The following is an 18,556-nucleotide window of genomic DNA, read 5'->3' as shown; positions in this document are numbered from 1 at the left end:
TATCAAAAACTCGCTATCCTGATAAAATTTAAGCCACTAAATTTGAAATTTATAAAATTATTATTTTATATCTGAAATTCATGCAGAAAAAACCTTGATTTTAATCTAGACTAAGCCGTTTTTTTATGCTATTATCCAAAACATTAATAGAAATTTACATTCTATAACGAAAGGTTAATCTCATGGATAGACGAGACTTTATAAAAAGCTCTGCGGCAGCGGCTGCCTGTAGCGTTGCAGGTATCAGCTTGCCTAGCAGTCTTAGTGCTGCGGACGAAGCCGAAAAAGGCTGGCGCTGGGACAAGGCGGCCTGTCGCTTCTGCGGCACCGGCTGTGGCATCATGGTAGCCACCAAAGACGGCAAGATAGTAGCGGTTAAAGGCGATCCGTTAGCGCCCGTAAATCGCGGTCTAAACTGCATCAAAGGCTATTTCAACGCCAAGATCATGTACGGCGCCGATCGCATTACCAAGCCTCTTTTGCGCGTAAATTCCAAGGGCGAATTCGATAAAAAGGGAAAATTTATCGAGATCAGCTGGCAAAGAGCGTTCGACGAAATGGAGAAGCATTTCAGACGCGCCTATAACGAAGGCGGTCCCGAGGGCTTTGCCGTACTTGGCAGCGGTCAATACACGATCCCTGAGGGCTATGCCGCAGCAAAGCTAGTAAAGGCGGGCTTTCGCTCCAATAATCTCGACCCCAACGCTCGCCAGTGCATGGCCAGCGCCGTCGTAGGTTTTATGCAAACCTTCGGTATCGACGAGCCTGCGGGCGTTTTCGACGATATCGAGCTAACCGATACCATCATCGCCTGGGGCGCAAATATGGCTGAGATGCACCCGATTCTTTGGTCTCGCGTCTCCGACCACAAGCTTCGCAACCCGGACCGCGTAAAAGTTATAAATCTCTCGACCTACTCTAGCCGCACTTCAAATATCGCCGATATCGAAATTATATTCCGTCCAAATACCGATCTTGCGATATGGAACTACATAGCAAGAGAGATCGTTTATAACCATCCAGAGATGATAGACGAAAAATTTATTAAAGAGCACTGCGTATTCGCTACCGGTCCAGTAGATATCGGTTATGGCCTACGAGAAGATATAAATCATAAAAAATACCGCAAGACCGAGCTTGACACAGCAGCTAAGCAAAAATCTAAAATTTTAAGCAAATCCGAGGGTGTTACCTTAGCATATCTGGGTATGAAAGAGGGCGACGTACTCGAAAACAAACACTCTGACAAATCGGATGCTCACTGGCTCATAAGCTTCGAGGAATTTAAAAAAGCGCTGGAGCCTTACACGTTAGAATTTGTAGCGCCTTTGGCCAAGGGCGATGAAAGCGAGAATTTAGAGGCATTTAAGACCAAGCTAAAGCAGCTGGCAGATTTTTATATAGAAAAAGATCGCAAAGTAGTAAGCTTTTGGACGATGGGCTTTAATCAGCACTCAAGAGGAACCTGGGTCAATGAGCAAAGCTACATGGTGCATTTTCTTCTTGGCAAGCAAGCTAAGCCCGGCTGCGGAGCGTTTTCGCTTACCGGTCAGCCTAGCGCTTGCGGCACAGCTAGAGAGGTGGGCACGTTTTCTCACCGCCTACCTGCTGATATGGTCGTGGCAAATCCGGCTCACAGAAAGGTTTCCGAAAAAATTTGGAAGCTTCCGGAAGGCACGATAAATCCAAAACCGGGTGCGCACTACGTGCAGGCTCTGCGTAATCTCGAAGACGGCAAAATAAAATGGATATGGGTACAGGTCAACAACCCGTGGCAGCAGATCGCCAACGCAAACCACTGGATCGCAGCGGCGCGCGAGATGGATAACTTCATCGTAGTAAGCGATCCGTATCCAGGACTAAGCGCAAAGGTAGCTGATCTAATCCTGCCAACCGCGATGATCTACGAAAAATGGGGCGCATACGGCAATGCCGAGCGTAGAACTCAGTGGTGGAGACAGCAGGTCCTTCCTGTGGGCGACGCTATGAGCGATACGTGGCAGATGTTAGAGTTTTCCAAGCGCTTCAAACTCAAGGATTTCTGGGGCGAGACAAAGGTAAATGATAAGCTTACGCTTCCAAACGTTTTAGATAAAATTTCAGAATTCGGCTATACGCCAGAGACTACACTATTTGAAGTGCTCTTTGCAAACAAAGACGCTCAGGCTTTCGCTGCAAAAGATCCGATTATGGCAAGCTTCGATAACTCCGAAGTAAACGGCGACTCTCGTGGCGTCATCGGTAGCGACGGCAAAGAATTTAAAGGATATGGCTTTTTCATCCAAAAATATCTCTGGGAGGAATACCGAAAATTCGGTACCGGTCACGGACACGATCTAGCCGATTTCGATACATATCACCGAGTGCGCGGTCTTAGATGGCCGGTCGTAGACGGCAAAGAAACACTTTGGCGCTTTAACGCTCAATACGATCCTTATGCTAAAAAAGCGGCTCCGGATAGCGACTTCGCCTTCTACGGTAACGCCAAAGTGGCGCTTCCTAGCGGCGATCTAAAATCCGCTACTTCTGGCGAAGAAAAAACAAGCCTTGCCAATAAAGCTAAAATTTTCTTCCGTCCATATATGGATCCTGTAGAAGTGCCAAGCGAGGAATATCCTTTCTGGCTATGTACGGGTCGTGTGCTGGAGCACTGGCATACGGGCACTATGACTATGCGCGTACCGGAGCTTTATCGCGCCGTACCGGAAGCAAGATGCTATATGAACGAGATAGACGGCGCCAAAATCGGCGTGCAACAAAATGAAATCGTCTGGATCGAGTCGCGCCGCGGCAAGGTAAAAGCGCGTGTGGACTTCCACGGACGTAACGTTCCGCCGAAAGGGCTTATTTTCGTGCCGTTTTTTGACGAGAAGGTTTATATCAACCGTGTCACGCTCGATCATACCTGCCCGCTTTCAAAAGAGACCGACTACAAAAAATGCGCGGTTAAAATTTACAAGGCGTAAATTATGGATAGGCGTGAGGTCTTAGGCATTCTTTCTTTAGCTGCGGGCGTGGGCGTTTTGGGACTCGGAGTCGCAAACTCCGGCGAGCACGCCAAACTCCGCCCGCCCGCAGCTATAGGCGAGAAAGAATTTCTTAGCAAATGCCTGAGGTGCGGGCTTTGTGTCGAGGCATGCCCGTTTGATACGCTTAAGCTTGCGAGCTTTTGCGATCACGCTATTGCAAACGGCACGCCGTTTTTTATCCCGCGCGAAATTCCGTGCTATATGTGCGACGATATACCTTGCGTCGCAGCCTGTCCTAGCGACGCGCTAGATAAAAGCTTGGTAAGCGAAGACTCCAAGCTTAACGTGCGTCTATCCAGAATGGGCGTTGCGGTCATAGATACCGAGCATTGCATCGCTTATGCGGGTATCCAATGCGATGCGTGCGTGCGAAGCTGCCCCGTGATGGATAAGGCGCTAAGGATCGATTACCGTCACAACAACCGCACTGAAAAGCACGCCCTGCTCGTGCCCGTCGTAGATAGCAACTATTGCACGGGTTGCGGCAAATGCGAGCATGCCTGCGTCACGAAAAAGGCGTCTATCAGCGTCGTGGAACGCGAGCGCGTCATAGGAATTTCCAGCGATAACTATGTCAAAGGCTGGATCAGGGGCGACGACGCGAAGCTAAAGGACGCAGACACCAAAATCAAGCTCGATCCGCAAAAGAGTAAGGATTACTTAAACGAGGACGATCTAATGGAAGGGACTAGGCAATGAAATACACTATTTTAAGGCGTTTGAGCCAAATTTCTATTCTAGTCCTTTTTATTTTAGGAAATAATTTCGCCTTCAAGGCCGCGAGCGAAAACGGAATTTTATCAGGAATTCTAAAGGGCAATCTAAGCTCGTCGAAACTTTTCGGCACGATTAATCTAAGCGATCCGTTTGCGACGGCGCAGATGCTGCTAGCTAGCTTTTCTTTAGGTGCTACGGCGGTTATCGGAGCGGTTATCGTAGGAGCATTTTATGCGCTTATAGCGCCGCGATTATATTGCTCGTGGGTTTGCCCGATAAATTTACTGACCGATCTTGCCGCATGGCTTCGTAAAAGACTTGGTATAACGACTAAGATCGTTAGCGTAAATCGCAAAGCTCGCTACGTCCTAGCGGTGCTAGCGCTCATTTGCAGTGGAGCTTTCGGCTTTGCGGCGTTTGAGAGCGTAAGCTTTATCTCGCTTTTCGCGCGCGCCGTCATATCGCTGAGTGCGAGTGCGTTTGCAATCGCACTACTGATTGTAGTTTTTGAAATTTTCGCAGGCGATCGCACAATCTGTTCGCGGCTATGCCCGCTCGGCGGATTTTGGGCGGCGCTTAGCTATTTTAGCATCATTCGTATTTGCCACGAGGTTGATAAATGCACGATGTGCGGTAAATGCAAAATGGTCTGCCCCGAAGTTCAGGTGCTTAAGATGGTCGGGCGCGAAAACGGGCGCGTTAGCAGCGAGTGTATCAGCTGCGGGCGCTGCATCGACGTATGCGACGACGATGCGTTAAATTTTAGTATATTAGGAGTGAAAAAATGAAAAAAATGGTTTTAGGCTTGGCTCTTGCATGCTGTGTGGCGCTCTTTGCCGCGGACAAGACGGCTTCTATAGATGCCGACAGCTTGGGCTTTATAAAAAGCGTGGACGAATCGGCACAAAATAAAAATTCCCTGCCCGATTTCAAATATAGTGAGGACGCTCCGGGCGCCGCTTCGAAGATCGAGCGCAGCTTTGAAAACGCTCCGCCGCTCATACCGCACAGCTTAGAGGGGCTCGTGCCGATCACAAAGGATAACAATATGTGCGTAACCTGCCATATGCCCGATGTCGCTAAGGATGTAGGCTCTACGCCGATTCCAAAAAGCCACTTGGTGGACTTTCGCACAGGCGCGGATCTAAACGGCACGCTAGCCGAGCAGAGATTCAACTGCACTCAATGCCACGTACCGCAAGCCCAAACCAATCCGCTAGTGAAAAATAATTTCAAAGCCGATTTTAGCAGGTTTAGCGACGCAAATTCCACTTCTAATCTCATAGATACGCTAAATCAAGGCGCCGAGGTTGAGTAGGAGCGCGCGATGAAATTTTTACCACCGCTGCTACTTTGCGCCTGCTTCATCTATGCCGGCAACGGCGTCGCGGTACCTAGCGGTGCTGCGAGTATAGATACGCCTGCAAAGATCAAACACGCTAGATTCATACTAGAGCTTGACGCAAATGTCGCGGTGCTAAAAAATCTAAACGGCGAAATTTACGCAGGGCTTGACAACGGAAAGCTCTATAAAATCACCATTAACTCCGCGGAGAATTCCGCGCGAAATTCTGCCGCCGCTATAAATTCCGTAGAGAATTCCGCAGCGGCAAATTCCACAGCGCAAAATTCTGCCGAAAATTCTACGGCATTAAATTCCGCTCAAAATTCCATCTCAAATTCCGTGCCGGACGCAATCTCCAAGACGCTAATTTTCGCCCTGCCCTCGTCCAAAAATTACCTAGACGAGCCGATGGGCGCTACCATATTCGACGTCGATAAACTAGGCGAAAAATATGCATTTTTATATAACGGCGACGCGTTTGAAAAGATGCTGGGCGTGTTTGCGGGCGGCAAGATCACACACTACAAGCTACCGATGACGGGGATTAAAAACGTCTATTTCTACGATGAAAATACCGTTATTTTGCTAGGTCTTGGTAGCGAAATTTTATATTTCGACCTACCTAGCGGCAAGGTAAGCTTTGAGCAAAAGCTCACCATCGCGTCTTTGGGTGGCAGCGCCTACGACCGCGCTAGCGGGACGCTACTAATCTCATGCGAAGGCGGTATCGTGTTTTATTTCGACACGAAAGCGAAAAAGCTTATGAGCCAAAAGTCCCTGCACAAGGACGGAATCTACTCCGTGGCGCTGCTTGGCGATCGCATGATGAGCGGCTCGAACGACAAAGAAAGATCGTGCTACTACGAAAACGGCGATTTCGCTAAATTTTATAACGCCCGTTTTGCAGTTTTTGCCGTGGCGCTAAGCCCCGAGCTAGGCGCTTTTACCGTTAATAACGGCGTGCGCGTAATCGATAAAGCAGGCGAGATCGTTCGCAGCATCGAGCTAGATAACGATATCATCAACTATCTGCTTTTCGAAGGAGATTATCTCGTGGGCTCGGGGTATAATAGATATATCTACTTTTGGGGGCTAAAATGAATATTTCAAGCGTCGTGATCTATCTAGGCGCAAATGCCGACGTAGCGGCGTTTCGCAAGCAGTTGAAAAGTATCGGCGGCTGCGAGTTTGTAGCGTGCCAGGACGGCAAGGCGGTAGCCACGATTAGTGCGGAGAGCTTCGAGGACGAGATCACTGCATTTCGCGCGATAGAAGCCATAGAGGACGTAAGCGAGGCGATGATGATCTACTCATACTCCGATCTGGACGCAGATATCGCCGCGGCAAACTCCGACAACGGCGAGCAGATAATGCGCGAGCTGGATGAAAAAGACCCGAGCCAGATCAAATACGGCGGCAAGGTGCGGGTCTAAACCGCCGCCGCAAATTTTAAAATTTTACCGCCAAATGTAAATTTTAAAATTTCAAATTTAACTATATAATTTTAACCGCGTAAGCAAGCTTGGAATTTTTACAGCAAATCGTTTGCTGCAAGCGCTGCGGATTATGGGCTCGTTAAGCTTGCATTGGATAATATAGCGCAATCTGCCCGAAGGAGTAAGCTTGCGCCTGAAATACCTTTGTATCATAGTTTTTCTAATTTGGGTTTGCATATTTATCGCCTTGCTGCCTACGTATAGATTTCGGCAATCTTAGAAGCGCTTGATTTTAGCGATAAAAACCTGACGCAAAGAGAGCTTGTAGAGCTAAATTTAAAAGATTACCTAAAAAAGCTTCACTACTTAGATAATTATCCGCAAATAGATTTCGGCAAGATGGCGGATATTCACTTAGACAAAAACGGCTATGAGAGAGCAAGATTTTCATGGTGCAACGGCGATAAATATTCCGACGACAGATGCGAATTTTGGAAGCTGGATAAAAGGCTAAATTTTGATTATCTAATGGATCTGGGCTCTAAAATTTGCAAAAACGGCAAGCCTATAAAAAATGCCGAAGAGATTGTAGAAAACGACGAGATTTTAAAGCTACGACTCTTTTATCCTTGGGAGCAAAAGCATTTGATTGACGAAGATGGAAATTTTATAGAGAATTTTATATATATGAGGTTTGGAGATGGCGCCAACCACTCATTCGACCTATTTACTGATTTTGTATTTATAAGTAAAAATGACATACAATTACCAATTATGCACGAAACAAAAACTAAAAAATTTGACATAATTACTCCAGAAAACAGATGTCATAGAAGGCTTTTAAACTCTATATTTAGGGATATATTTTATCAACAAAAAAAGAGCATATACCCGTTTTGCTATAACTATAAAAAGATAATTGATGAAAATATGGATTGCGATAGAGAATATATATTTTCTTTCATTTCAATATACGACAAGGGGAACAATCTCGATTATAAAACGATATTTTATAATAAAAATTTATACGATTATAAACATGAGACGGACATACTTTTTAAACAATACCAAAATTTAAAAAATCAAAAGAATAAGATAAATTTTAACTCACAAGGAGAAGGCGACGAAAGTGGGTATTGAATTGCTGGGCATTGCTTGCTAGAGCTGAAGTTAAAATTCTTTCTTTTATTATCGACTACTTTAAATTTAAACTCTAATCCATAAAATTTCGCCACGCCGCGCGGTGTAGCTTAAAAATACTGCGCCACCGCATGACGCGACCCAAAATAACCTCGCCGATACTCGCGATCTTTGCTCTAAAATTCGTCAAAGAGCGCGAGCGACAGCTGAAATTAAAATTTACCTTTAAATTTAAAGCCTTTAAGCCCGCGCAAGAGCGCGAACGGACAAAAAGCCGCAAGAGCGCAAGAGCTGCAAGGGCGTGCTTGGCATTACGTTTTACGGGCGACATTTTCATAAATTTAAAGACCCTCAAGCGGCGCAAGCTCTACTCGAATTCTATCTTTTTTAGATAATCGTATAAATTTAGCACCGCGATAAATAGCGTTAAAATCGCGGGCCCCAAGATCACGCCCCAGAACCCAAACGTGCTGATGCCCGAAAGCATCGAGAAGAAGATCAGCATCTCGTTGATGTTTGCGGGGTTTTCGACCAGGCGCGAGTTGATAAATTTTATCACGAGCGGCTTTATGAAGCTGTCCGCGAGCGTCGAGATCAGTATCACGCAATACGCCATTATAACGATCGCGCCCGAGGTGCTGCCCCCCGCTAGCACGTATAGCGCGGTGGGTACATAGATGAGCGCGCCGCCGACTGCGGGGATGAGCGAGCAGAAGGCGAAAAGCACCCCCATCAGCAGCGCGTCAAAGCCAAAGATCCCCGCGATGATCGAAAACAAAAAGCCCTGCAATACGGCGTTGAAGATGGTCGAGTAAAACACGACGCTCATCGTATTTGCCGTCTCGGAAAAGATATAATCGATCTGCGCGGGCTCGACGGGTAGAATTTTTTTGAAAAAGCGCTTGAAGCTCTCGCCGTAGAGGTATGCAAAAAAGCAAAACACGACGATAAGCACCATATCGACGATAAATTTCGCACTGGATTTTCCGACGACCGAGAGATAGGAGATGATCTGCTTCGCCACGCCTGCGACGTCCAGGTTCGCTAAAAACGAGCGAAACTGCGTATCGAATTTTTCAAAAGGCCCGGGCAGCTTGATGTTTAGGCTCTGAACGTAGCTAAGCGCATCGTTTAGGCGCGCCATATCGAAGCCCGCGGCGTTTTTGGCGATCTCGATCACTGCGTAGATGAAGGGCACGAAAAAAAGCGCGCAGAGCAAAAACAGGCTCAGCACCGAGGCTAGCGTGCGCCTGCCGCGGCACAGCTTCGTTACTTTAGCGTGCAGACCCGAGGTCGCCACCGCCATCAGCACGCCGATTGCGATCACCATCAAAAACGGCGAAAATAGATAGATCACGCAGCAAAACATCAGCAAGGTTGCGCCGATAAAAAATATCTTGTTCGTTTTCGCGCGCCCGTTAGCCTTGGCAAGACCTGCTTTCATACCCGCAGCGGCTCCCGAAGCGGTGGCGTCGCCTAGCGCGGAAGCACCAGCAGATGAGACTTTGTCGGTTGCGGTCCAGTTTTTGCTTTGATTTTCGGCAGCGGTTTTGGCTCTATTTTCAGTAGCGGTTTTGGCTTTGTTTTTGACGACGGCTTCGCCTTTGGTGGCGGCTTCGATTTTGCCCTCAGCGTTATTTACGGTCTGATTTTCGGTGAAATTTTGAGCCTCACTTTTGGCGTTATTCTCGGCGTTGTTTTGAGCCGCGTTTTCAGCCTGGTTTTCATTGCGGCTTGCGGCGTTGTCTTTTGGCGTCGGCAAATTTTATCCTTTTGAAATTTGATGACGTATTTTATAAATTTTTTTATCAGATTTCGATTAAATTTTAAAATTTCACAAAATTTACGAGCGGCGTTCTCACGCGTTTTCACATACAGCGCGCTATACGACATGTACACGAATCGTGCCTAATTTATGAAAATAGCGCATAGCTCGAACATACGTCAAAACCAGATGTGCGCTCCTATGCCGTATTCGAGCCCTGCGCGCATCGCGGCAAGACGCCGTCTTGCGCCGAGCTTTTGGCGGAGCTAGGCCTATCTCGCGTGGTAATCGGCGCGCGCGATACGAATGCGCAGGCTGCGTGCGGCTAAATTTGATGAAATTAGCGCTTTGGTGGGCAGTGCTGATATGCTGGCGCTAGACGCGTGCGCCGCGCCGCAAAATCTAAAGCCGCGCGCACCCGATGTTTGGATTCGTTCGCGCCACAACTCTTACAATAAGCCCAATGGCAACTTTATGCGGAAAAGAAAAATGTATAGCGAATGCGTCTGCTAGAAGCGAAGTAAAAATCGGTACAATAAACGAGAGTGAAGTAAAAGCTAAGCGGGTGACAGGCTATTTTTTAGAAAATCAATGTACCTTAATAATCGCAAACAACAATCTACGTAGAGCAAAAGAATAGCGAATTTATAAAATAATGAGCACAACAGGTGCGCGAATAAACTAAATTTTAACTTTCAATGGAGAGTGAGAATAATAGCCGCCCTTATAGGCGTACGAAAGCAGAACTTCGCTCCAGCTTGCGCTGCAGCCGCATTAGCGAGACCATGCGAAAGCGCATCCCTAATAAATACCCAACCCGTTACTCATTTTTTGCTCCTTTTTCTGGATTTTTTTTAATCAAATTTCTATCTGAAAAATTTATAAAAAATATCAATAAAAGTAGAAAAACTGCCCCTTTTAAAAAGAATTTAAACTGTGCGGTCATCAAATATGGTCTTAACAATCTATGATCAAAATTATATTCCTTATATATCTTTCCATCTTTATCTTCAAGCTGTAAAATTTCATTATTACCTAATATATCTGGGCTTGGCTCGCCATAAATTTTGATTTTTTGCCCTTTTATCTTTTCGTAAATATCGCTATCGCTTTTGCTTATTTCATAAACCTTTTTCTTGCCGTTTTCTAGTTCTATATGTATTCGTCCGCCGCTTCCGCGAAAATCATAATAAACGCTTCTTAAAATTCCGGTATCTATCTCAAGCTCATTTAACTGCTTAGGCGACGTATCCGTTCTATAAATAGTAAGGAGCGTTCCGCACAGGACAAAAAGCAAACCATAGCAGCCTATGCTAGCCACCTGTGCCGGCGGATGCGAAACTCCCCTGATAAAAACACGCCTATAAAATACATCGTAAAAATAATATAAGAGCCTTTTTATATATTTTGTTATGAATTTCATAAAATTTCTCTTCATATTCTTTTGGATATTTTATTGAGCCGATAATAAATTTGCTCTAAATTTATAAAATTTCCCGCTTTAAATTTTAAATCTGAAGAAATTTTAAAACCAAGCAAAATTCAAAGATCAAATATACAAAATCGCCACGGTAGGGTCTCCGCCTGCGTAGCTATTGGCTCAGCGCCGTAAAGTATAAAATTTCATCCGCCCTACTCCTCAAACAGATTTCTCTCCGCAGTCTTTAGCACGAGACCGAGTGCCTCGCGCGCCTTATCGGTTGCGATGCGGCCCTTGGCGGTCTTTTCGATGTAGCCATTGGCGAGCAGATAGGGCTCGATGACGTCCTCGATCGTGCCCTCGTCCTCGCTAAGCGCCGCCGCGATCGTGCTAAGCCCCAAGGCACGGCGCTTGGCGTCAAATAAAATTTCCAAATATTTTATATCCATCTCGTCAAAGCCCTGCTCGTCCACGCCTAGCGCCTCAAGCCCCTCGCGCGCACGATCGTGCGAGATAGCGCCCTCATCGCGCACCTCGGCAAAATCGCGTATGCGGCGCAGTAGCCGTAGCGCAATACGCGGAGTACCGCGAGAGCGGCGCGCGATCTCGGCGCTGGCGTCGGCTGCGCTTTCTTTTCCGAGTTTAACAGAAGCGATCTGCACTATCCGCGCAAGCTCGGCGTGCGTGTAAAACTGCAAGCGAAACTGCATGCCGAAGCGATCTCGCAGCGGCGCGGAGATCATGCCCGCTCGCGTCGTGGCGCCGATGAGCGTAAAGTGCGGAATGTCGATCTTGATAGTCTGCGCGGCGGGACCCGAGCCGATGATGATGTCGAGGCGGAAGTCCTCCATCGCCGAATACAGCACCTCCTCGATCGCGGGGCTTAGGCGGTGGATCTCGTCGATGAAAAGCACGTCGCCGCTTTGCAGGTTCGTTAAAATCGCCGCCAGATCGCCCGCCTTTTCGATCATCGGCGCGGCGGTGACCTTGATAGCGGCGCCCATCTGAGCGGCGATGATATGCGCCAGCGTGGTTTTACCGAGCCCCGGCGGCCCGTAGAAAAGCACGTGATCGAGCACGTCGGCGCGCTTTTTCGCCGCGGCGATCGCGATAGCGAGGTTTGATTTGATCTTCTCCTGCCCAACGTAATCCTCGAAGCTCGACGGGCGCAGCGAACTCTCCACGCTCTCATCAAGCTGCATCTTTTCGATCTCTACAATTCTGTCCATAATCTCTCTTTAATCGTTTTTAAAATTTTAGCAAGTGTAGCGAAAAATGGCTAAATTTTGACAATTTTAAAGGGACGGATCTTTGCGGGCGGAAATAAAATTTGCCGCGCAGAATTTTACGGTACGCGTTTAGGGCTGGGGCTAAAAAGCAGAGCACCCGTCGCAAAAGACCGCGAAATTTTAGCGTGACGTTTTAAGGCTATACTCATGCCGCTACGCCCGCTATGCCTTAAGTGTGAAATTTTGTCGTAGTGGCTCCCAAACAGCGCGCGGGTCGCTAACTGCGCTAAATTTTACGGCGCGGAATTTAGCGCGTAGAATTTTGATCTCGCAGAATTTAAGACCTTGGCGTTCGCGAGTGCGATTACGGAGCGGCGGTGCGAAATTTTGCGGTGAATTTATGAAGTAAAATTTAGCCGTTTGAAAAATACGCGCAGGATTTTGCGACGTGAAATTTGGCACTGGAATTTTAAGATATTAAATTCGGTGCCTGGAATTTTGCGACGAAATTTTGCAACGTAATTTTGTCTCGTAGAATTTTTAATGCAGACCTCGTTTTTTGCGGCAGTGAGGCTTTAAATTCTACGCTTTAAGCTCCGCGGCAGGCAGCCGGCTAGAATTCCATCTCGCATAGTCGGTTAAAATTTTGCAAGAAATTCTGCGTAGAATTTTATGCAGAATTCTGCTTTGCGCGCTTACGTGGCTAGGTAAAATTTCGCGCGACATTTCGTTTTTCAAGACGACTTAGAATTTAGCGTGAATTTTAAAATTTGCCGCTAAGCTCAACGCGGGCTCGCGCGATTAAATTTAGCCTTTCAGCCTCGCGCTGCCTTATCGATCGCGCTCCAAATTAAGACGCTAAATTTTTCCTGCGCGAGCCTAGTTCTACAAATCGTGTTCTTCAATCAAAACGCTCTTATTATCGTCGTCGCCATCGCAGAACGCTCTATATGAGCCGGACGTTGTGCTTTCGAATAAAAACACTATGCCGTCCTTTTGAAATTTTTTCGAGCAGCCCTTGGCGTGTAGCTTGGCGAGCTTCGGGCTATCAGGGACATAAAACTGATAGCTATCGGTGAAGTGCTCCACGTATCGGTAGGTGATCTCCGCCCAAGGCACCCCGCTATCGCCGCTTCTATTTAGTACGATGGTTCTAGCGTTTATCGCCGCGAGCTTTGTCTTTAGCTCTCCGAATGTCTTTTTATCCCAGCCGATGAGCTTCAATCCCTCGCCGATACTCGGCACATTGTCTCTAAAAAAGGCATTCGTATAAAATTTCGTCTCGTTGCCGTCCAAATCGATCCAAATATACTCATCGCCGTAAGTGCTCTGGATCGTAACGCGCAAATTTTTAGGGAAGTTGCGACCTGCAAAAGCCAACAGATCCAAAAATTTCTCGCGATTTTGCTCGTAGTTTTGCATCGGCGGGGCTTTATCTAGCTCTATTGCGTCGTGATCGATGAAAAAGAATTTAAAATACAAAACTATCGCCAAAATCGGCAGCACCTTTACGCAAAAGAGCAAGCCCAGAACCGCGGCTATGACGATTTTTAAAACTTTAGCCAAATTTTCTCCTTAAATTTTATAAGCCGTTTAGGCCTGACGGCTGGTTTATGTTTGAGCTCTACGGCTACGTGCGTAAAATTTAGCGCTCGTAGCGTATTTTAGAGCTACAGGCGCGAGAGCGTTCATGAAAAGCGCTCGCGCATTGCGCTCGGCGACAGAAATAGCGCCCGCATGCAGAAGCGCGCAAACTCTCGCATGGCGCCCCGTATAAAATATACCGCGCAGAGTATCCGCCCAAAGCGCCTGCGATCTCTCGCAACTAGGTAAAGCGCTCGCAATCGTTCGCGCCGAATAAATTTTAAGCGGCGCGAGCTGGCGAGCTGTTTACGTAGTTTGCGACGCGCGAAAACGAAGCATTGTTTTAAGGCAAGCGGGGCTTTATCGCTGGAATTTCGGCGCGTAAATTTTAAAATTTAGCCCAAAATCCCGTTATTGCTTATATTCAAACTCCTCGCTCGGAAAGCTCCCCTCTTTGACTTCGCGCGCGTATTCGCGCACCGCGCCTTTTACCAGCTCGGCGCCGTCTAAATAGCGCTTAACGAATTTTGGCCGAAACTCCGTGAAAAATCCGCACATATCGCTCCACACGAGCACCTGCCCGTCTGTGCCCGCGCCTGCGCCGATGCCGATGACGGGCACGTCGGTGCCGAGCGCTACTTGATTTGCGACCGCGGAGATTGTCCCCTCTACCAGCAGCAGCACCGCGCCCGCCTCGACAAGCACTCTAGCGTCGTTTAAGACCTCGCGCGCGCCCTCCTCTCCGCGTCCGCTCACCTTGTAGCCGCCCGTAAAGCGCGAAAACTGCGGCTTAAGCCCGATGTGGCTCATCACGGCGATACCGTTTCGATTAAGCAGCGCCACGGTATCTGCCATATGCGCGCCGCCTTCGATCTTAACGGCGTCACAGCCGGTGCTCTCATAGACTTTGGCGCAGTTTTGTAGCGCGAGCTCTCGCGTCGCGCACGAGCAAAACGGCATATCCACGACCATATACGCTCGCTTGAGCCCCCGTCTTACGGCGCGCGCGTGATAGATCATCTGCTCCACGCTTGCGCCCAAGGTCTCGGAGTGCCCGCCGAAGCTCATATTTAGGCTGTCGCCTACGAGCACCATATCGACCTCGTCGTCGAAAATTTTAGCAAAAAGCGCGTCGTAGGCGGTGATCATCACGATCTTCTCGCCGGATTTTTTCATCTCGTATAATTTAGAAAGCGTGATTTTTGGCATTTTGGCTCCTTGATTTGGTTAAAATTTGAACGCAATTCTAGCATAAGCCGAATTTGACATTTATAAAATTTTAAAGTAAAATGCGCGCGCATTCTTTCGGGGGTGACTTGGCTTCGACGGGAACGGATGGGTCAAGGCGGCATGTCGCTTTGGATACAGCGTATAAAATCCAAACTAAATTTAAACGCAAACAACGTTAAATTTGCTCCTGCTTACGCTAAAGCTGCGTAAGTCCAGTCGAGCCCTGCTCTGCGCCGATACTATCTAAGCGCGGCGGCGGGTAATCTGTGATAGCGTAGCTCTGCGGTGTGACGAGCCGTAGGGTGAAACTCTAGTCTTTGCGCCGGCGGGTCGTTTTGGAAAGTGAGCGAGCCTGCGCGAGAACTTCACTTTTGCTAAACATGTAGAGGCTTTGGTCGTTTGTTTTCGGACTGCGGTTCAATCCCGCACACCTCCACCAATTTTTTTGAATTTTAATCACTTTTTATTCGAGTTGCATTTGGTTCCGGTGCACAGGCGCCTATCTTAAATTTTAGCCATTCAGGCTTCTTTCATTTTTATTTTAGATATAATCTTTTCCGAAATATTAGGAGCCTTATTAGGGGCTTTTTCGCATTAGGGGTTTCCCATATGAACAAAGCGCATATTTTGCCAAAATTCGACGGTAGAGGCGTCAAAAGCATCAAAAAGTACAAGACGCGATACGCAATATTATAGAAGAAAGGAGAAAGAAATGAGAAATTTTGTTATATATTTTGTCGCATTATGCCTATATGGGTGCAGTCCTACGATTTTAGGGCATAAAATCACTTTTGCAAAACACGCAGACGATGCCTTTTACGGCGAGTGCGGCGAAAAAATAGATCAAAAAATTATATATAAATTTAAAGACGCCGTTATTCATAAAATTTTCTATGAAGATAAAGAAGAATTTGCTTATTACGATGAGATAGTCATCCCTATCCAATCCTGCGAGGGTAAATGGTGTAAAATTTACTATCCTTGCAGCGAAACGGAGTATTTCGTAAAGAAAGACGAAATAGAAAAATGGCAATGGTAATAATCTTATACTTAAAAGGAGCGAATTATGTTGTTTACAGATGAAGATTTTGTAAATATAGTGCCGCAGGATCTTTTGGAGCGCGGTATAAACTTAAGAGAGAAGCTCGGATTTTATGAAATCGCTTGGAAATTTGACGATGTAATGAAGGTGCTAAAAATCGCAAGAGATAAAGGTATGATTATCCTAGGAGTAGACGTATATCGCCTAAGCGGTAATGAGCCCGTCATCACATACGACGGCTGGAGTACTAAAGCGGAAGATGACAATGCATTTGAGGTGGCGATCCAATATATCACCAATTATCGTACTAGAAACGAAGATGATTTTGCATATTGCCCAGCCATTGGCCCCGGGTGGGTGTCCAAATGAAAATTTTAATTGGATTGCGCAAATAAAATATCGACAACCGATTAAATTTTAAAAGGAAAAACAATATGAAATTTAGAATTTTAGAACTAAGGCTTTATGAAAAGTATAAGGATATGGTTATAGAGGCGCGAGGGCGAATGCGACATTGATGGCTAAAATAGATATTTTATTAAATTTGATAAATTTCACCAAAGATATAAGCGCGATAAAAAGTGACTTAGCAAAGATAGGCTTTGATAGCGAATTGGAGCTTGTAACAATAACTCAAAATACCATTGCAAAGATCTTAAATAGAGTCGTCGATAAAGAAATTTCATATGAGCTCCTTGAGGAATGGGCAAATTTAATCGAGTGCCGCGAGGACATAGGATATGAGGATGAAATTTTGCAGGAAATCATATTTGAACTGGCAAACCCTTGCCTTTATGGGGAGATAGACGAGAGGAAGATTTGTATGATTTTGGATAAAATTAAATACGGGCGGAGCGAGACGAATGATATTAGAGAAAAATATTGATATTGTGGGCGAGAGGGCAATTTTATTGATGGCGCTAGGCTCATTGCAGGCATTGGAGCACCAGGCGATTACCATAGATGAAAGCCAAAGAATTTTGTTTTCGCCCTATATTTCAACGCATTTGGAAAACAATAAAGTTAGCAAGCGTGTCATAGATATAATAACTGAATGTTGCGAACTAGAGGATATTTTCGAGATAATCCCTACAAAATATATACAAACCTTACGAATATTGCAAAATAGAATAATAAAAATTTTAAAGCGATACGATGAAGAGCCCAGAAAAAGATGGGTAATTATAGATGAAAAATAGCCTACATAGCTCCGTTTTTGGTGAGTAGATAAATAAAATTTGACTCAAGATAAGTTGAAAACTTTTAAAGGAATTTTTGGCTTATCTTGAACCTTTAAAAATTTTAATGTCACGATAGAAACTATGTGCAAATTTAAGTCCTTTCAATACTCGATAATGCTATTAACAAGATCAGTGTCACAATATAAATCATAGATTTTAGATGAGACGGCAAATTTTATGATTTAAGGAATTTGATGTATCTGCCTTATACTCGATGATTTTATTAATTTTAGACTATTAGTTAAGAGCAGCTTTATAAATAAAATTCTCAAATTTGAAATACAAATGTATATTTTTGTATTTTTAAATAAAGGCAAGAGTAAAATTTAAAGTCACGATGCTGCGATATAAATTTAATGATGATTTGGTTGCAGAGGGTGGATTTGAACCACCGACCTTCGGGTTATGAGCCCGACGAGCTACCACTGCTCTACTCTGCGATACAAGAAGTGCGAATAAATTTTTAAATTCGCCAAATGGATGGGGTAGGAGGATTCGAACCTCCGAATGATTGGACCAAAACCAATTGCCTTGCCGCTTGGCTATACCCCAACAAAAAAGGAATTTAATTATACAAAAACTTTAACCAAAAGTCAAGATTAATCTTAAGCTTTATTAGCGGATTAATGAAAATCAGTAGGACTCAACGAATAAATTATATTTATATAAACAAAAAAAGGCTCTAGCAAAAGCTAGAGCCTTAAAACTATATCTACACTAAAATATTAGTTATAGTTAACGTTTTTACCACCAAATTTTAGACCATGATCTGCACTAATTCTAGTGTTAATTTGCGATAAACCTGGCATACTCCATACCTGACCACATAAACCAGTTGCAGTAACAGTTACAGATATTGTATCATTACCAACAGTAGCAGGGTGAGCCTCAAAGCAAGCTAGTGATTTAACTTTTACTGGATTGGCAACATTTGTCATAGTGCTAACAGTAGAAGAGAAATTTCCTTGAGATGTATAATATGCACCTAAATCTGTTACCATAGTCTGAATGTTAGAAGCTGCCTTAGAAACCTCAGCATCATCACGTGTAGCTGCAAGTCTTGGAATAGCAACAGCTGCCAAAATACCTAAAATAACGATAACGAAGATCAACTCGATCATAGTAAAACCTTTTTTCATGGTTTACTCCTTAAATAAAATTCATCCCGCATACCTATATGCGAAACTTGGCGGAATTATAGAGAAAAATTTAAAAATTGTCAATAGTTTTTAGCAAATTTTTTACAATTTATTTACAAAGCTCGATTTTGCGGGCATTGTAAAATCAAAATTTTAAATCCATTCGGCTTATATAATGTATTTTATCGGCGCTTCTACACATTGATATCATAAAATTATTCGCTTTCATTCTCATGCGC

General features: G+C 45.4%; 20 protein-coding genes, 2 tRNA genes and 1 other RNA gene. 13 read left to right on the top strand and 10 right to left on the bottom strand.

What is annotated here, in order from left to right:
* Positions 1-182 precede the first annotated feature (182 nt).
* From napA to Q0144_RS03260, 7 genes are all read left to right on the top strand, one after another.
* Positions 183-2,966: a nitrate reductase catalytic subunit NapA gene (gene napA / locus Q0144_RS03290; RefSeq protein ID WP_298061687.1), complete on the top strand. Its 2,784-nt coding sequence runs from the start codon at positions 183-185 to the stop codon at positions 2,964-2,966.
* A 3-nt stretch (positions 2,967-2,969) separates the two neighbouring features.
* Complete coding sequence (gene napG, locus Q0144_RS03285; RefSeq protein WP_298061685.1) at positions 2,970-3,728, top strand: ferredoxin-type protein NapG; 759 nt, start codon at positions 2,970-2,972, stop codon at positions 3,726-3,728.
* Complete coding sequence (napH, locus tag Q0144_RS03280; RefSeq protein ID WP_298061683.1) at positions 3,725-4,534, top strand: quinol dehydrogenase ferredoxin subunit NapH; 810 nt, start codon at positions 3,725-3,727, stop codon at positions 4,532-4,534. Before napG ends, napH begins: the two co-directional genes overlap by 4 nt.
* On the top strand, positions 4,531-5,064 hold the full coding sequence (locus Q0144_RS03275; protein ID WP_298061681.1) for a nitrate reductase cytochrome c-type subunit: 534 nt from the start codon (positions 4,531-4,533) through the stop codon (positions 5,062-5,064). Before napH ends, Q0144_RS03275 begins: the two co-directional genes overlap by 4 nt.
* Positions 5,065-5,073: 9 nt before the next feature.
* A complete protein-coding gene (locus tag Q0144_RS03270; RefSeq protein ID WP_298061680.1) occupies positions 5,074-6,192 on the top strand; it encodes a hypothetical protein in 1,119 nt (372 codons plus the stop codon).
* Positions 6,189-6,524 (top strand): chaperone NapD, encoded by a 336-nt coding sequence (locus Q0144_RS03265; protein ID WP_298061678.1) that lies wholly within the window; start codon positions 6,189-6,191, stop codon positions 6,522-6,524. Before Q0144_RS03270 ends, Q0144_RS03265 begins: the two co-directional genes overlap by 4 nt.
* A gap of 402 nt (positions 6,525-6,926) precedes the next feature.
* Positions 6,927-7,667 carry a hypothetical protein gene (locus tag Q0144_RS03260; protein ID WP_298061676.1) on the top strand — a complete coding sequence of 247 codons (741 nt, stop codon included), beginning with the start codon at positions 6,927-6,929 and terminating at the stop codon, positions 7,665-7,667.
* Positions 7,668-7,740: 73 nt separating this feature from the next.
* On the opposite strand, the gene Q0144_RS03255 is transcribed toward Q0144_RS03260, so the two are convergent.
* From Q0144_RS03255 to ruvB, 4 genes are all read right to left on the bottom strand, one after another.
* Positions 7,741-8,004 carry a hypothetical protein gene (locus Q0144_RS03255; RefSeq protein WP_298061674.1) on the bottom strand — a complete coding sequence of 88 codons (264 nt, stop codon included), beginning with the start codon at positions 8,002-8,004 and terminating at the stop codon, positions 7,741-7,743.
* 30 nt (positions 8,005-8,034) lie between these two features.
* Positions 8,035-9,429, bottom strand: a complete 1,395-nt coding sequence (locus Q0144_RS03250; RefSeq protein ID WP_298061672.1) for an AI-2E family transporter — start codon at positions 9,427-9,429, stop codon at positions 8,035-8,037.
* Between the two features lie 823 nt (positions 9,430-10,252).
* Entirely contained in the window at positions 10,253-10,753 is a 501-nt protein-coding gene (locus tag Q0144_RS03245) for a hypothetical protein (protein WP_298061670.1), read from the bottom strand.
* A 311-nt stretch (positions 10,754-11,064) separates the two neighbouring features.
* On the bottom strand, positions 11,065-12,081 hold the full coding sequence (gene ruvB, locus Q0144_RS03240; protein ID WP_297997151.1) for a Holliday junction branch migration DNA helicase RuvB: 1,017 nt from the start codon (positions 12,079-12,081) through the stop codon (positions 11,065-11,067).
* Positions 12,082-12,138: 57 nt separating this feature from the next.
* Between ruvB and Q0144_RS03235 the strand changes: the two genes are divergently transcribed.
* Entirely contained in the window at positions 12,139-12,270 is a 132-nt protein-coding gene (locus Q0144_RS03235) for a hypothetical protein (protein ID WP_298061668.1), read from the top strand.
* Between the two features lie 393 nt (positions 12,271-12,663).
* On the opposite strand, the gene Q0144_RS03230 is transcribed toward Q0144_RS03235, so the two are convergent.
* From Q0144_RS03230 to panB, 3 genes are all read right to left on the bottom strand, one after another.
* Positions 12,664-12,819 (bottom strand): hypothetical protein, encoded by a 156-nt coding sequence (locus Q0144_RS03230; RefSeq protein ID WP_298061666.1) that lies wholly within the window; start codon positions 12,817-12,819, stop codon positions 12,664-12,666.
* Between the two features lie 147 nt (positions 12,820-12,966).
* The gene (locus Q0144_RS03225; RefSeq protein ID WP_298061664.1) at positions 12,967-13,647 is read right to left on the bottom strand and encodes a hypothetical protein; all 681 of its coding nucleotides are present in this window, start codon (positions 13,645-13,647) and stop codon (positions 12,967-12,969) included.
* 429 nt (positions 13,648-14,076) lie between these two features.
* Complete coding sequence (gene panB, locus Q0144_RS03220; RefSeq protein WP_298061662.1) at positions 14,077-14,874, bottom strand: 3-methyl-2-oxobutanoate hydroxymethyltransferase; 798 nt, start codon at positions 14,872-14,874, stop codon at positions 14,077-14,079.
* Positions 14,875-14,972: 98 nt separating this feature from the next.
* On the opposite strand from panB, the gene ssrA reads away from it, so the two are divergent.
* The 5 genes from ssrA (at position 14,973) to Q0144_RS03195 (ending at position 17,136) form a co-directional block, all read left to right on the top strand.
* Positions 14,973-15,334, top strand: a transfer-messenger RNA (tmRNA) gene (gene ssrA, locus Q0144_RS03215).
* A 273-nt stretch (positions 15,335-15,607) separates the two neighbouring features.
* Positions 15,608-15,934: a hypothetical protein gene (locus tag Q0144_RS03210; protein WP_298061660.1), complete on the top strand. Its 327-nt coding sequence runs from the start codon at positions 15,608-15,610 to the stop codon at positions 15,932-15,934.
* Positions 15,935-15,961: 27 nt separating this feature from the next.
* Positions 15,962-16,306 (top strand): Imm40 family immunity protein, encoded by a 345-nt coding sequence (imm40, locus tag Q0144_RS03205; RefSeq protein ID WP_298061658.1) that lies wholly within the window; start codon positions 15,962-15,964, stop codon positions 16,304-16,306.
* A 148-nt stretch (positions 16,307-16,454) separates the two neighbouring features.
* A complete protein-coding gene (locus Q0144_RS03200; protein WP_298061656.1) occupies positions 16,455-16,823 on the top strand; it encodes a hypothetical protein in 369 nt (122 codons plus the stop codon).
* Positions 16,801-17,136 carry a DUF3969 family protein gene (locus Q0144_RS03195; RefSeq protein WP_298061653.1) on the top strand — a complete coding sequence of 112 codons (336 nt, stop codon included), beginning with the start codon at positions 16,801-16,803 and terminating at the stop codon, positions 17,134-17,136. The genes Q0144_RS03200 and Q0144_RS03195 overlap by 23 nt, the downstream gene beginning before the upstream one ends.
* 407 nt (positions 17,137-17,543) lie before the next feature.
* On the opposite strand, the gene Q0144_RS03190 is transcribed toward Q0144_RS03195, so the two are convergent.
* The 3 genes from Q0144_RS03190 to Q0144_RS03180 form a co-directional block, all read right to left on the bottom strand.
* A tRNA-Met gene (locus Q0144_RS03190) sits at positions 17,544-17,618 on the bottom strand.
* Positions 17,619-17,655: 37 nt separating this feature from the next.
* Positions 17,656-17,730: transfer RNA gene (locus tag Q0144_RS03185), tRNA-Gln, on the bottom strand.
* A 173-nt stretch (positions 17,731-17,903) separates the two neighbouring features.
* Entirely contained in the window at positions 17,904-18,317 is a 414-nt protein-coding gene (locus tag Q0144_RS03180) for a prepilin-type N-terminal cleavage/methylation domain-containing protein (protein WP_298061651.1), read from the bottom strand.
* Positions 18,318-18,556: the final 239 nt, after the last annotated feature.

It is taken from the genome of uncultured Campylobacter sp. (genome assembly GCF_938045345.1).
In the GTDB taxonomy this organism is placed as follows: Bacteria; Campylobacterota; Campylobacteria; order Campylobacterales; family Campylobacteraceae; genus Campylobacter_B.
This window is presented reverse-complemented; position numbering and strand designations above follow the sequence as displayed.